The 13,839-nt window shown below is 54.5% G+C and carries 10 protein-coding genes; 6 read left to right on the forward strand and 4 right to left on the reverse strand.

The features are described from left to right. Positions 1-151: 151 nt before the first annotated feature. Positions 152-1,741 carry a B12-binding domain-containing radical SAM protein gene (locus HCG48_RS21720; RefSeq protein ID WP_168571040.1) on the forward strand — a complete coding sequence of 530 codons (1,590 nt, stop codon included), beginning with the start codon at positions 152-154 and terminating at the stop codon, positions 1,739-1,741. A 443-nt stretch (positions 1,742-2,184) separates the two neighbouring features. Continuing rightward, on the forward strand, positions 2,185-2,949 hold the full coding sequence (locus HCG48_RS21725; RefSeq protein WP_168571041.1) for a COP23 domain-containing protein: 765 nt from the start codon (positions 2,185-2,187) through the stop codon (positions 2,947-2,949). Between the two features lie 78 nt (positions 2,950-3,027). Here the strand turns inward: HCG48_RS21725 and HCG48_RS21730 are convergent, their stop codons facing one another. From HCG48_RS21730 to HCG48_RS21740, 3 genes are all read right to left on the reverse strand, one after another. Further along, positions 3,028-4,635, reverse strand: coding sequence for an LCP family protein (locus tag HCG48_RS21730; RefSeq protein WP_375339318.1), 1,608 nt, complete (start codon positions 4,633-4,635; stop codon positions 3,028-3,030). A 224-nt stretch (positions 4,636-4,859) separates the two neighbouring features. Beyond that, entirely contained in the window at positions 4,860-5,366 is a 507-nt protein-coding gene (locus HCG48_RS26705) for a hypothetical protein (protein ID WP_320415749.1), read from the reverse strand. 8 nt (positions 5,367-5,374) lie between these two features. Continuing rightward, positions 5,375-7,000 carry a S8 family serine peptidase gene (locus HCG48_RS21740; RefSeq protein WP_246259688.1) on the reverse strand — a complete coding sequence of 542 codons (1,626 nt, stop codon included), beginning with the start codon at positions 6,998-7,000 and terminating at the stop codon, positions 5,375-5,377. A 92-nt stretch (positions 7,001-7,092) separates the two neighbouring features. Here HCG48_RS21740 and rpe point away from each other — a divergent pair, with 92 nt between their 5' ends. Continuing rightward, positions 7,093-7,806 carry a ribulose-phosphate 3-epimerase gene (gene rpe / locus HCG48_RS21745; RefSeq protein ID WP_168571042.1) on the forward strand — a complete coding sequence of 238 codons (714 nt, stop codon included), beginning with the start codon at positions 7,093-7,095 and terminating at the stop codon, positions 7,804-7,806. A gap of 144 nt (positions 7,807-7,950) precedes the next feature. On the opposite strand, the gene HCG48_RS21750 is transcribed toward rpe, so the two are convergent. Beyond that, complete coding sequence (locus tag HCG48_RS21750; RefSeq protein WP_168571043.1) at positions 7,951-8,151, reverse strand: hypothetical protein; 201 nt, start codon at positions 8,149-8,151, stop codon at positions 7,951-7,953. 407 nt (positions 8,152-8,558) lie between these two features. On the opposite strand from HCG48_RS21750, the gene recQ reads away from it, so the two are divergent. From recQ to HCG48_RS21765, 3 genes are all read left to right on the forward strand, one after another. After that, positions 8,559-11,009, forward strand: a complete 2,451-nt coding sequence (recQ, locus tag HCG48_RS21755) for a DNA helicase RecQ (RefSeq protein ID WP_210437104.1) — start codon at positions 8,559-8,561, stop codon at positions 11,007-11,009. 184 nt (positions 11,010-11,193) lie between these two features. Continuing rightward, positions 11,194-13,194 carry an AMP-dependent synthetase/ligase gene (locus HCG48_RS21760; RefSeq protein WP_168571044.1) on the forward strand — a complete coding sequence of 667 codons (2,001 nt, stop codon included), beginning with the start codon at positions 11,194-11,196 and terminating at the stop codon, positions 13,192-13,194. Between the two features lie 92 nt (positions 13,195-13,286). Continuing rightward, positions 13,287-13,736 (forward strand): YlqD family protein, encoded by a 450-nt coding sequence (locus tag HCG48_RS21765; RefSeq protein ID WP_168571045.1) that lies wholly within the window; start codon positions 13,287-13,289, stop codon positions 13,734-13,736. Positions 13,737-13,839: the final 103 nt, after the last annotated feature.

Here is a 13,839-nt window from a genome sequence, read left to right on the forward strand (position 1 = left end):
ATCGCCTTTTTCTGGCATCATTCTCCACAGATGTGTCCGAACACATCTGTATTTTTTTATTTTTTCATTAGAATATCCGCAAGCGTGAATGTAATTCACGCTTGAATTGACGTGTATATTGGGAGAACTTCCCAGCATTTAGGTAAAACGAATGCGAGTATTGCTTTTATACCCCCTTTTTCCTAAAAGTTTCTGGTCTTTTGAGAAAACCTTAGCCTTAGTCAATCGCAAAGCCTTACTGCCTCCCCTGGGATTGATTACCGTAGCGGCCATTTTGCCTCAAGAATGGGACTTTAGACTGGTAGACCGCAACGTGCGCGATGCGACCGAGGAAGATTGGGAATGGGCCGATCTGGTCGTCGTTTCGGCCATGATCGTCCAGAAAGAAGATTTTTGCGACCAAATTCGCGAAGCCAAACGGCGGGGCAAACCCGTCGCCGTCGGCGGTCCGTACCCGACCTCGGTTCCCGAAGAAGCGAAGGAAGCCGGGGCCGATTACCTGATTTTAGATGAAGGGGAAATTACCCTGCCGATGTTCGTCGAAGCCCTCGAACGCGGCGACACCCACGGGGTCTTTCGCGCCCACGAAAAGCCCGACGTGACCCAAACCCCGATTCCCCGGTTCGATCTGCTCGATCGCGACGCCTACGATACCTTACCGATTCAATTTTCGCGCGGCTGCCCCTTTCAGTGCGAATTTTGCGACATTATCATCCTCTACGGTCGCAAACCGCGTACCAAAACCCCAGAACAACTGCTCGCCGAACTCGATCGCCTCTTAGAACTCGGCTTCCAGCAAAGTATTTTCCTGGTGGACGATAATTTTATCGGCAACAAACGCAATGTCAAACTCTTGTTAAGAGCCCTGAAAGAATGGCAGAAAGAACGGGGTTATCCGTTTAAATTTACGACGGAAGCTTCCGTCGATTTGGCCGAAGATCCGGAACTGATGGAATTGATGGCTGACTGCAATTTTTATGCAGTCTTTTTAGGCATTGAAACCCCCGACGAAGCCAGTTTGACCGTAACTAAAAAGTTTCAAAATACCCGCGATCCTCTGTCGGCGGCGGTAGAAAAAATTACCCGTTCCGGATTGCGGGTGATGGCGGGCTTTATTATCGGCTTCGACGGCGAAAAACCGGGGGCGGGCGATCGCATCGTGCGCTTTGTCGAAGAAACGGCGATTCCGATGCCGATGTTGAGTATGCTGCAAGCGCTGCCGAATACGGGCCTGTCCCAACGGTTGAAGAAAGAAGGGCGGATGCGGAGTAAAACCCTCGTCAATGGCAATCAAACCACGTTGATGAATTTCGTTCCCACCCGACCTGTGGAAGACATCGCCCGGGAGTATATCGAGGCGTTTTGGGAATTGTACGACCCGAAGAAGTTTCTCGATCGCGTCTACCGACATTTCTTGATTTTGGGAGCCCCCAAAAATCCCATGCGGCGGCGTAAGGTCGATTGGATTGCGATTCGGGCGCTGTTGATTTTGGCGTGGCGTCAGGGAGTGGTTCGCGAGACGCGCTGGAAGTTCTGGATTAATTTGTTGAATATTTTGCGCTACAATCCCGGGGTTTGGGACCATTATTTGACGATTTGCGCCTATTTCGAGCATTTCTACGAATATCGGCAGTTGGTGCGCGATCGCATTCAAGCGCAATTGAATGAATTTTTAGCCAATGAAGCGGCGATCGAAGCCTTAGAACGCGAAGCGGAAAACAACGAATCGGCAGTGGCTTAATAGTTCTGAGAATTCAGATCTCGCAATAAAGCCAAGAACGAACTGAGGCGATCGCTCCTTTCCGGGGGCGATCGCTTTTTTGAGCTTTTTTTGAGCTTTTTTTGAGCTTTTTTTTGGCTTTTTCGATCGATGGCGATCTCCGAATTGAAGTTTTCCCGATCTAAGGATTAAAATAGATCGCGCGGGTCGAGAATCTTTTTGCCACAACTTTCGTCTTGTTTCTATAGAGTCCCCTCGGGTGCAACGCGAGATTCGGGATTTGGGTAAAATATCCCGATTTTCAGTTGTCCCGGGCGAGTTTGGGGGCGATCGCCACCTCCCAAAGTACGCTCGGACGGGGAAATTTTTGCAACAACTCAAGCAACAGTAGCCAGAAATTGCTCGGGTGTGTGGAGCGATCGTCTCAGGAGTTGGAGATCGTAAACAATAGGGAGACTTATTCTATGTCGCGACTTAATTTGAAAAATCCTTTGCGTTTGGGAATGGCGGCGAGTTTGGCGCTCGTCTTCAGTTCGAGTGCTGCGGTGATGGCCCTCGACCCGCCGCGTCCGTCTAATGTTAGAGTTCCCCCCGATTCGGACAATGCGCCGACGGAAACCGGGGATGCGGACGCAGAAGGCAATCCGACGGCGACCCAACCCCGTTTCACCTGCGAGGTCGTCGAGGGGGAATATACGGTGATGTACCACCCCCAAAGTCAACCGGGCGGTTCCTACGAATGGGCGCAACCGAGTGCGATGGGGGGCGGTTGGACGCCGGAAATGCGCTGTCAGGAAATTGCGCGCCGTCTGGAAGCCTATCGCCCGGATGGTTTGGAACGACTGCAAACGGCGGTCGAGAATAATTACAATACGATTTGCGTGACCACGGCGAATAACCCGGATTGTCGGATCGTGCTGACGGTTCCGCCGGGACAAGACCCGGAATTGACCCGCGATCGCATCTTCGAGAATCTCACGGTGGCCGATAGCGGTCAACAAACCGATGCGGTAAACGCGATTGTCGGCGACGACGGTCGCATCCTGCGCGAAGTCGAAGGGGTTTTAGGGGTTCCTTTACCCGGTAGCGGCGGCGGTTCGGTGGTACGCGCCAATGGAATCGATTTGCGACCGTTCCTCGATCGCGCCGATGGCGGGACGGGCGATCGTCTCGACAGCCTCAACCGTGGGAGTTCCGACGCTCAACTAAATCCGGACAATTTCCGCTAAACTCTGGTAAATCCAGCTAAAACAAAAGCTGAGGAAAAAATCCTCAGCTTTTGTTTGATTTTGAAGGCGAATCGCCGTTTAATATCGCGATTGCGCCCCCTCATTTTCGCCGTAATCCGATCCGTAACTCGACGGATAGGCATTGTCCCAACTGTAGTCCGGTAGGGGCGCACTCGATTCGGCGGGGATCTCCTCCAAACGGAAATCCTCGACCTGGGACGACTCGGACGGCAACGTGCGATCGAAGCTGAGGTCTTCCTCTGGGGTCGTCTCCTCGTTCGTGGCGGCAGTATGTTGGCGGCGCGTGTACCAATCGCGTCCCAACTGAATCGTAATATCCGATCGCAAACTTCCGGTACTCTCGACAAAGACTTCACCGAATCCGAGGACTTCTTGAATCGAACGGGCGCTGTCGAGATCGCCGTTTTGTGCCACAATCCGGGTCGTCGCGAGGGGTTCGTGCCAAGGGTTGGAAGCGTAGACATTCCAATAACCGCGATCGCCGAGAATCCCGCGCAACCGCTCCACCGCTTCCCAATCCTCGATACTATCTTGGATCGCCACTTTCACGTAAGCCGGATCCACGGATCGATAACCCCGGGCGTGCAGGTCGAAATCGAAATGATCGGCGACCATCGCATCGAGTCGCTCGTAATTTGGCATCCAGTAGCTGGCTTTATATTCTTCCGGATCGCTGAAATCCCCGGGAACCATCAACATCTGCACCGCCGAACGGTCTACCTTGGCCGCAAATCCGCCTAAAGCGGCAATTTCTTCCAAGGTCAAGTTGGTATCGATGTGGTCTTGAATCACCGAAAGAATTTTAGGTAGGCGACCGATGGTATTGAGATTGAGGGTTTGATCCATCAACGCCCGCATCATGATTTGCTGGCGTTGGATGCGACCGATATCGCCCAAATTGTCGTAACGGAAGCGCAAGAACTGCAGCGCTTGGGCGCCGTTGAGGTATTGTTCCCCTTGTTTGAGGTCGATGTAGAGGTGTTGGCTGTCGTCTCGATATTTCATATCGATGGGGACGTAGACATTGACCCCACCGAGGGCATCGACTAACTTTTCGACCCCTTGAACGTTGACGCGGATGTAGCGATCGATGCGAACGCCGCCGAGGAGTTCGCTGACGGCTTTAGCGCTCAACGCCGGACCGCCATAACGGTTGGCATCGTTGATTTTACGAACGCCGTACCCTTCGATGGTAGTGCGGGTATCGCGGGGAATGGAGAGGATCGCCAGTTTGTTCGTTTCCGGATTGAAGCGGACCAAGAGCATCACGTCGGAAAGCCCTTCGAGGGAATTGACTTGGGCGTGATAACCCAATTGGCGATCGGTTTCGGCTTCTTGTTCGAGATCGGAACTGAGAACGCTGGTTCCCAGGACGAGGATATTGACCGGGCGGGTCAACTCGGGAAGGCGAAGATTGGTTTTGGCGAGTTCGCTTTGGGAAAAGATCGCCGCATCTTCGGCGCTGAGCTGACTTTGCATTAAAGGCGTACTCGACAGCGACACGGCGAGCAATGCCCCTGCTGTTGCGGAGAGCATTGCCACGCCACTCAAGCCAAAACACAGCCACAACCATCCCCCGCGATTCCCTTTTGGAGGTTCTTTGGGAACCGATGGCGTTTTCTTGGAAGTCAGGGATTTTTGGTTCGATAGATTCTGCGTTGGCACGGGCTTCCTCACACACACAAATGGAGTTGTTCAGTTGGTCGATCGCACGGGCCAATCGGTCGGCCATCGAGATCGGGGCAGGGGTTGAGTTGAAGGCGCGATCGACTCCGGACACTCGTCGGGTTAGATGGCACTGCGCGCAACCCGCGAGGCCAGACTCGGGGGTAGTTGGGTTGGGGGGTTGCGCGCCTCCTTCGTTGAGAAGGGGATGGGGGGATGAACGGTCAAAAGGGAGGTTTGCCGATCGCTCCGTCGGCAATCCGACCGATTCCCGGCAGGTCGATTCGCCGCCGCCTCCACAGGCGAACCATCAGCCAAATATTGACCACAAAGTACCCCGAGCTCAACAAACTACTGCTTAATAACAAGGGTAAATGCAGGGATTCCGCATGATTGGCCCCGGTTTCTAGTAAAATGTACCCCCCCAGCCACAGAAGGGCAAGGGTTACGGCCAAACGGCTGATGCGCCGTTGTTCGGCAGTGCCTCCCCGCCGATACAAGGTCCACAAGGCGGGAATCGTGCCGAAAACGGGCATGAGATAGAACAAGGTGGATGCGGGGGGGCGATCGCGATCGCCCGGGTCGATCTCTTCCTCGGCGATCGCGGTGGATTCGGGCGCCTCGCCGTCGGAGGGGTGCTCTAACTCGCGCAGTACTTCGAGGGCTTTCTGGCGCTGGCGGGCCGTGGCGCGATCGCGCGGCGGTTGGGGAGGACGGGGAGGGTTGACCATCGGTTGAATTAGGGAGTGGGAACGGTCCACCAGGCGAGGGCGTAAGCTTGCTCGTCGGTGTTGACGCGATCGCGGAAGTGGACGCGAATTTTATAACGTCCGCTTTCGGGAACGGGGAAGAAAATATGTTCGGTGCTGTCAACGAGGCTGACCGACGCTCGAATGCTGTTGGCGGGATCGGTTTCGTCGGCGCGCATCAAGTAAAGGTCGAGTTGGTTCAAGCCGCGATCGCGGAAACTCTCGCCAATGTCGTAAAGTTCGTTGCCGTTGCGATCTTCGAGTTCGACCTGTCGGTTCCACACCAGACTCAGGGACACGTAACTGTTGGCCGCGAGGGGCTGACTTAACACGTAATCGCGATAGGAATCCGCTTCGAGACGGCGGTAATCCCATCCGATCGCCGGAACGGGCGCCTCGGGACTCCACTGCCCGCCGCTAAACTGCTGGTAAGCGCGAAACGCATTGAGCTGTCCCGTTCCCATATTCCCATCTAAGGGAATCTCCGGATTGCGGTAGGCGTCGGAGTCGAGCCAGGTGCGATTGTCTTCGATGACGATCGTCCGGCTCATGTTTAAATGTTTGCCGTCTCCGCTATCGGCAATTTTTTCGGCGGAGTTGAGCAGTACCGCTTTCATGACTTCGTGACGGCGCGCGTCCAAACTCCAACCGGGCTGTTGTTCGCTCAGTTGGCGATCGCCGTACTCTTGCAGGAGGGCGACGGTGGCGGTCACGTGGGGCGCCGCGAAACTGGTGCCACTGGCGCGCACCACTTCCCCCTCTAAGTTGAGTAATTCCAAATCGCTCCCGGGGGCGACCAAGCCGATCGCCCGGCGATCGTCGATATTGCCTTCCAAGCCCCGCAGGCGATCGCGGATTCCGGTAAAGGAACTACCGATATTGGCAAAATCCACTTTAGAAAACACCCCATTGTCCTGACGGGTAGTAAACGCCACGTTCAACCCGTTGTAATTATCCGTGGGAATGGGAATGCCGCCGCGTCCCTGATTTCCGGCGACGACGTGCAGCACATTTTGGACGTTCGCCAGCCAATCGACACACAAAGTGAGTAGTGCATTGCCGTCCAAAACCGCGTTCGGTCGGGGATCTTGACCCAAAGATTCCCCAAAACTATAATTAATCGCTCTCACATCAGACCCATTTTGCTGGGCGAGATGTTGGGCCGCGAGACATTCTTCGGGCTGACCGCTTCGCTGTAAAAAGCCGATCGCCGCCGCATATAACTTCGCTCCCGGAGCGACCCCCTGGAGCGCTTTATCCGAAGAAATCATCACGGCGGCGACATTTTCCGCGTGTTGTTGGGCTTGTTTTTCGTGGGGCTCGTTACTGGTGTGGGTCTTGGCGGGAGAGTCGCGAAAAAAAACCCGACTGACCGGGATTTCGCGATGGCGTTCTACGGATTTATCCAGTCCGAACTGTCGCGGACGACCGATATCGACCTGAGCGATCGCGATTTTGCGACCGATCAGATTATAAGGAGGCTCGTGGAGTCGTCGGGCGTCGATCCCGTTCTCGCCAACGGAACTTTGGAGGGCGATCGCCGGAAGACCCAACAACACCACCGTCGCACTACCGATCGTCCAACCCAGTTTTTTAATCTGCTTTTGCTCGCTCAATTTTGGAATCGCTCCCCAACAACTTGACTTAGGGACTTTCTTGAGATTTTGTTAAACTTAATACTTCAGGACGCAGGAGAGTATCGTTACCGATGACCCAAACCCAATCTCAAAAACCCATTGTTATTGCTCCCTCTATCTTATCAGCCGATTTCAGCCGTCTGGGCGACGAAGTGCGCGCCGTCGATAAAGCGGGAGCCGATTGGATTCACGTCGATGTAATGGACGGTCGTTTCGTACCGAACATCACCATCGGCCCGTTAATCGTGGAAGCCCTCCGTCCGGTGACGGAAAAACCCCTCGACGTTCACTTGATGATTGTCGAACCGGAAAAATACGTTGCCGACTTTGCCAACGCGGGAGCTGATATTATTTCCGTTCACGCGGAACACAATGCCTCTCCTCACCTGCATCGAACCCTCTGTCAAATTAAAGAACTGGGCAAACAAGCGGGGGTCGTCCTCAATCCGTCCACGCCGTTAGAATTGATCGAATACGTTGTGGACGTGTGCGATTTGATTTTGATCATGAGCGTCAACCCGGGCTTTGGCGGTCAAAGCTTTATCCCCGGGGTCGTGCCGAAAATCCGGAAGCTGCGCCAACTGTGCGACGAACGCGGTCTCGATCCGTGGATCGAAGTCGATGGCGGCTTGAAAGGGAATAATACCTGGCAAGTCCTCGAAGCTGGAGCCAATGCGATTGTTGCGGGTTCGGCAGTGTTTAAAGCTGACGATTATGCCAAGGCAATTGAAGGGATTCGCAATAGCAAGCGCCCTGCGACCGAACAAGAATTGGCGCGCGTCTGAGTTTTTTCTTTTCGTTAATTTAGCTCGTCGAAATAGCCTGTAGAAATCGAGGCGATCGCTCGACTTCTACAGGTTTTTACTGTCGCGATTGCCTCGGTGGGACCACCGGACCATTCGACGGTAGCCCGGGTCGCGATCGCCGGGTCAATCGAACTGGGCGCCGGGACACCAAGCACAACAATCGCTCAATTTAGTCGCCGATCGCGCGCAGGCGGAATCGGACCATCGTTCGGCGGCGATCGGACAGATAAACCGATCGCGATCGCACTTTTCCGGTTCGGTTTTCGGGTGTAAAACAATCACTTTCATCCCGTCGAGCGCCAAACAAGCCCGCTTCGATCCCACTGAATTACCCACTGAATCAATTGTTTTCCGAATTGGAATCACTCGCATAAAAGACCGTCGATGGCTGCTACGGGGATGCCGCAAAACGGGCGTACCCATAATCGTCCTCACAGTAATAAAATTAATAAAAATTGAAAAAAAGGCTTTCCGCGCTCGATCGCACGCAACACAGAGCCGTTAAACTAACTATTTCCTTCGAGAGAAATAAAGGAGCGACCGGACGAAATCGAGTTAAACAAAGGGCGAAAAATGATGAAGAATAGATAAAGCTGCCGACAATTGACCCGATCGCGGGCAGAAGCACGGCGGCGATACGCCTCGGCGTCGCGAAGCTATCGCCCGAAGGCGTCCGAGGGACCGATAGCCCCTAGAATAGGGAGAGCAGTGTAGACGAAACCGAGCCGATCGTGTCATTAAGCAGCCCTCGACCCGTGACACCCCCGGGAAACTTAGAACGGTCCCTCAAACAGTTTTTTGGATACGACAGTTTTCGCCCCGGACAACGAGAGATTGTCGAAGCCGCCTTAGCCGATCGCGATCAACTGATCGTGATGCCGACCGGAGGCGGAAAATCCTTGTGCTTTCAACTTCCCGCGTTGCTCAAACCGGGGGTCACCGTGGTGGTCTCGCCGTTGATCGCCCTGATGCAAGATCAAGTCGAAGCGCTGCAAAATAATGGGATCGGGGCGACGTTTCTCAACAGTACCCTCAATTGGGAGGAACAGCGATCGCGGGAAATGGCGATCGTCACGGGTCGCGTCAAGCTGCTCTACGTCTCTCCGGAACGCTTGGTCGGCGATCGCTTTCTCGCCTTTTTAGAAGTGGTGCGCGCCCGAGTGGGGCTGAGTAGTTTTGCCATTGACGAAGCCCACTGCGTTTCCGAATGGGGTCACGATTTTCGCCCGGAATACCGCCAACTGCGGCTGTTGCGCGATCGCTATCCCCAAGTCCCCGTCATGGGTCTGACGGCGACGGCGACCGATCGCGTCCGCCATGATATCGTCTCCCAACTGGCCCTCCAAAATCCCCGCGTCCACCTCGCCAGTTTCAACCGTCCCAATCTCTATTACGAAGTCCGTCAAAAACGCAGGCAGTCCTATGGCGATTTATTGCATATTATTCGCGAAATAGGGGGTTCTGGGATTATCTACTGTCTCAGTCGCCGCCGGGTTGAAGAGCTGGCCGCCCGACTACAAAGCGATAAAATCAAAGCTTTAGCCTATCATGCCGGATTGGGCGACGAAGAGCGGGCGAACTCCCAACGGCGGTTTATTCGCGATGACGTGCAAGTTATGGTCGCGACGATCGCCTTCGGGATGGGCATCAACAAACCCGACGTTCGCTTTGTGGTGCACTACGACTTACCGCGCAATCTCGAAAGTTACTATCAAGAATCCGGGCGATCGGGACGGGACGGCGAACCCGCCCATTGCGCCCTTTTTTACAGTTACGGCGATTTAAAAACGATCGAATATTTAATCGACCAAAAACCCGACCCGCAAGAGCAATTAATCGCCCGCCAACAATTACGCCAAATCCTCAATTATGTCGAAGGAACCGACTGTCGCCGCACGATTCAATTGGGCTATTTTGGCGAACGCTTTCCCGGGAATTGCGAAAACTGCGATAACTGCCGCAATCCCAAACCGATCGAGGATTGGACCGTAGAAGCGATGAAGTTTCTCTCTTGCGTGGCGCGCACGAAAGAACGCTTCGGAACCAATCATATTATCGACGTCTTGCGCGGGTCGAAAAAAGCCAAAGTCTTGCGCTACAACCATCAAGAATTATCGACCTTTGGAATCGGTACCGATAAAACCGCAGACGAGTGGAAAATGCTGGCGCGATCGCTCGTCCACCAAGGCTTATTAAACGAAACCGACGACGGTTATTCCGTTCTCAAATTGAATGCGGCGAGTTGGGAAGTGATGCGAAAACAGCGCCAAGTCCAGCTCGCCGTCACCCGCAAAGCCGAAGAAACCCCCTTGGACGGGCGCGAACGCCTCGCCGCCGAAGTCGAAATGCTCTTCGATCTGCTGCGATCGTTGCGTAAAGAGATCGCCGACACCGAATCCCTGGCCCCTTATATGGTCTTTGCCGATTCGACCTTAAAATTGATGGCGCGAGAACGTCCCCAAACCCCAGAAGCCTTGGGCAGTTTGGCGGGAGTCGGCGAATATAAATTAGTTAAATACGGCGATCGCTTCTTGAGCGCCATTCAAACCTACTGTCAGGAACAAGGACTGAGTGCGGCGCCGAGTTCGACCCCGAGGGCAGACGACGATCTGTTTCAAACATTGCGGGCATTACGCAAAAAAATTGCGGCGGAAGAAGCCCTTCCCGCCTATATGATTTTTCCCGATCGCACCTTGCAGGAAATGGCGCGACGCCAACCCCAAACCCTAGCCGCATTTCGCAAGATTAAAGGCGTCGGCGCCCAAAAACTGGAAAAATACGGGTCTAGCTTCCTGGCAGAAATTCAAGCCTACTGCGGCGAAAACCCCCCCTTCGAGCCGGAAGACGAGCCGGAAGACGAACCCGACTCCGAAGCACTCTCCAACACCCAAGCCCTCACCTTGAGATTGCATTGCGAAGGCTGGAGCATCGAAGAGATCGCCCGACACCGCCAACTCAGCCCCCGCACGATCGCCAGCCATTTAGCCGAATTACTCGAAATTGACGATCGCGTCGAAATCGATCGCCTCGTCAACCGCAACCGACAAGTCGAAATATGGCAGGCCCTCGACCTGCTCGGCGATCGCTCGTTAACCGCCATCCGCGAACATTTAGGAGAGCATTACAGTTACGACGAAATCCGCTTCGTGCGCGGACGCAGGCGACGAGTTCACCAGAGCTGAGCCGAACTGGACGCGCGAGTGGCACATTGAGGGGTCACACTCGCCAAACTGTCCCCCCAGGTCACTCCGCCAACCCGAGAAGATTAAGATAAATTGCAATCCCCTTAGCCTGGGTGCTAAGGAGGGACGGGCCAGATGGCTCCCCTGCGGATATCTCTACTCTCTACTATTCAGATCGACCGTCATGACTCTCACAAAAGCTGATTATGCGTACAAGCTGACCGATCGCGAACGGCAATATTTAAGCGAACAACCGGAGTACCACCGGGCGCGATCGCTGCCCGAAGCGTGGGAGATGGAGCGATCGCACTTCAGCCGCATCGTCGCCCTCAAAGATCCTCACAGCCAACCCGCCGTCGAATTAACCTACGCTCAATTGGGCGATCGGGTCGAACAATTCGCCGCCGGGATCCAAAGCTTGGGACTGCCGCCGATCGAAAACGGCTTGCCGCCACGGATTGCCCTGTTTGCCAACAACAGCCCGCGCTGGCAGATCGCCGATCGCGGCTTAATGTATGCCGGGGCCGCCGACGTGGTGCGCGGCAGCGATGCGGATATCGAAGAACTGGTTTATATCTTCCAACAGAGCGGCAGTGTCGGTCTAGTCGTGGAAAATCGGGACCTCTACGACCGACTCGACCCTCATTTAGAGACCGAACGGTTAAATTGGGTGATTTTGCTCTCCGACGAGGAAGCGCCGCGACGGGAGGGAGTCCGGGGGTTTAATTTTAGCGAACTGTTGGCGAAAGGGGGCGATCGCCCGTTAGAGCGGGTCCGTCTCGATCGCGACACCCTGGCCACCTTACTCTACACTTCCGGAACCACGGGCAAACCGAAAGGGGTGATGTTGACCCACGGCAACTTACTGCACCAACTTTCGACAATCGGGGCGGTGTTGCAGGCGCATCCGGGCGATCGCACCCTCAGCCTGCTGCCGACCTGGCACAGTTTCGGGCGCATCGGGGAATATTTTTTCCTGTCGCGCGGTTGCACGCAAATTTACACGAGTATCCGCCACGTCAAGACCGATTTTAAACAATACAAACCCAAATACACCATCGGCGTGCCTCGTTTGTGGGAGTCGATTTACGAAGCGATTCAAAAACAGTTAAGCCAGCAACCGGAAAACAAGCAAAAATTAGCTAAGACCTTGATGGGGATTAGCCAGCAGTATATCGAAGCGCGGCGAACCTGGCAGGGGTTGCGCTTGGAGTTGGAACCGCCGGGAGGGGGCGATCGCCTGATGGCGGGAGTGAAACTGGCGCTGTTGTGGCCCGTCCACGCGATCGCCTCCAAGTTGGTCTACGCCAAGATCCGAGAAGCCACCGGGGGTCAACTCGCTTACGTCATCAGTGGCGGGGGTTCTCTGGCGATGCACTTAGAAAACTTTTTTGAAGCGATCGGCTTGGATATCCTCGTCGGTTACGGACTGACGGAAACTTCCCCAGTGTTGACGGCCCGCCGATTTTGGCATAACTTGCGCGGTTCCGCCGGACGTCCGATTCCGGAAACGGCGATTCGCATTGTCGATCCCGAGACCCGCCGCACGTTGAAGCCTGGAGAACGGGGTCTGGTGTTGGCGCGCGGGCCGCAAATCATGCAAGGGTATTATCAAAATCCCGAAGCGACGGCGAAGGCGATCGATGGAGACGGTTGGTTCGATACGGGAGATTTGGGCTGGTTAAATACCCAAGGGGATTTAATTTTAACCGGACGGGCGAAAGAGACGATCGTCCTGACCAATGGCGAGAATATCGAACCGCAGCCGATCGAGGATGCTTGTTTGCGAAGTGCGTACATCGATCAAATCGTGTTGGTCGGACAGGATCGAAAATATCTCGGGGCGTTAGTAGTGCCGAATTTTGAAGCCCTAGAAGGGTGGGCAAGTCGAGAAAACGTGCGGTTGCACTTACCCGAGGCGGGAAACGGGGATATGGGGTCGGAAAGGGCAGCAGAAGGGGCGATCGCCCTCAATAGCGACGTGGTGCATCGGTTATTCCGGCAGGAGTTAAATCGGGAAGTGAAAAACCGCCCGAGTTACCGGAGTGACGATCGCATCGGTACGTTTTGGCTGTTGGACGAACCGTTTTCAATTGAAAATGGCATGATGACGCAAACCCTTAAAATTAAAAAGCCCGTGGTTCTCGAACGCTATCGTTCGGCGATCGAAGCCATGTATAACTAGAGGGCGGATCGCCTCGGGGTAGCCCGGTGCTGCCGAGGGGCGATCGTCGCCCGGTCTTTGTCGTTTACGCATCATCAGCGACCGGAATGGATATGGACTTGTCTAACTCGAAATTACTGCTCAAGCGCAATATTATTGTCAAAGCTGTCGTGACGCCCCGTTGGAAAGAAGAAGTCCAACAGCAGTTACAGGCGCAGATCAACCAAATCGACACCCAAATGCAGCAGTTGGAAATGCAGGGACAACGGATGATGGCCGATTTGGAACAACAAAACCCGCAAGCTGGTAGCCCGCAAGCCCAACAGCAACGGGAAAACGTGCAACGACAAGTCAATCAGAAACAACGGGAACTGCTGGCGCAAAAAAACCAAATTTTGCAGAATTTACAGCAAGTCCAGACCCTGGAACTGGAACAAGAGGTCAATACCGGACAGATGGAAAGCTTTTTCTCCGTCGAAAGAGGCGATAATCTGGTGAAGAAAATGCAGGTGGAGATTTTGTTACGCGATGGGGTCGTCGAAGAGATTCGCGGCGATTTGTAATTTTGCAACGGTTTGAGGCGATCGCCCGAGGAAGCACTCACCGGGCGATCGCGTGCGAACCCCGACCGTTGAAACCGATCGAGCGGCGCTGGCCGTAGGCTAT

The organism is Oxynema aestuarii AP17, assembly GCF_012295525.1.
Lineage (GTDB): Bacteria > Cyanobacteriota > Cyanobacteriia > Cyanobacteriales > Laspinemataceae > Oxynema > Oxynema aestuarii.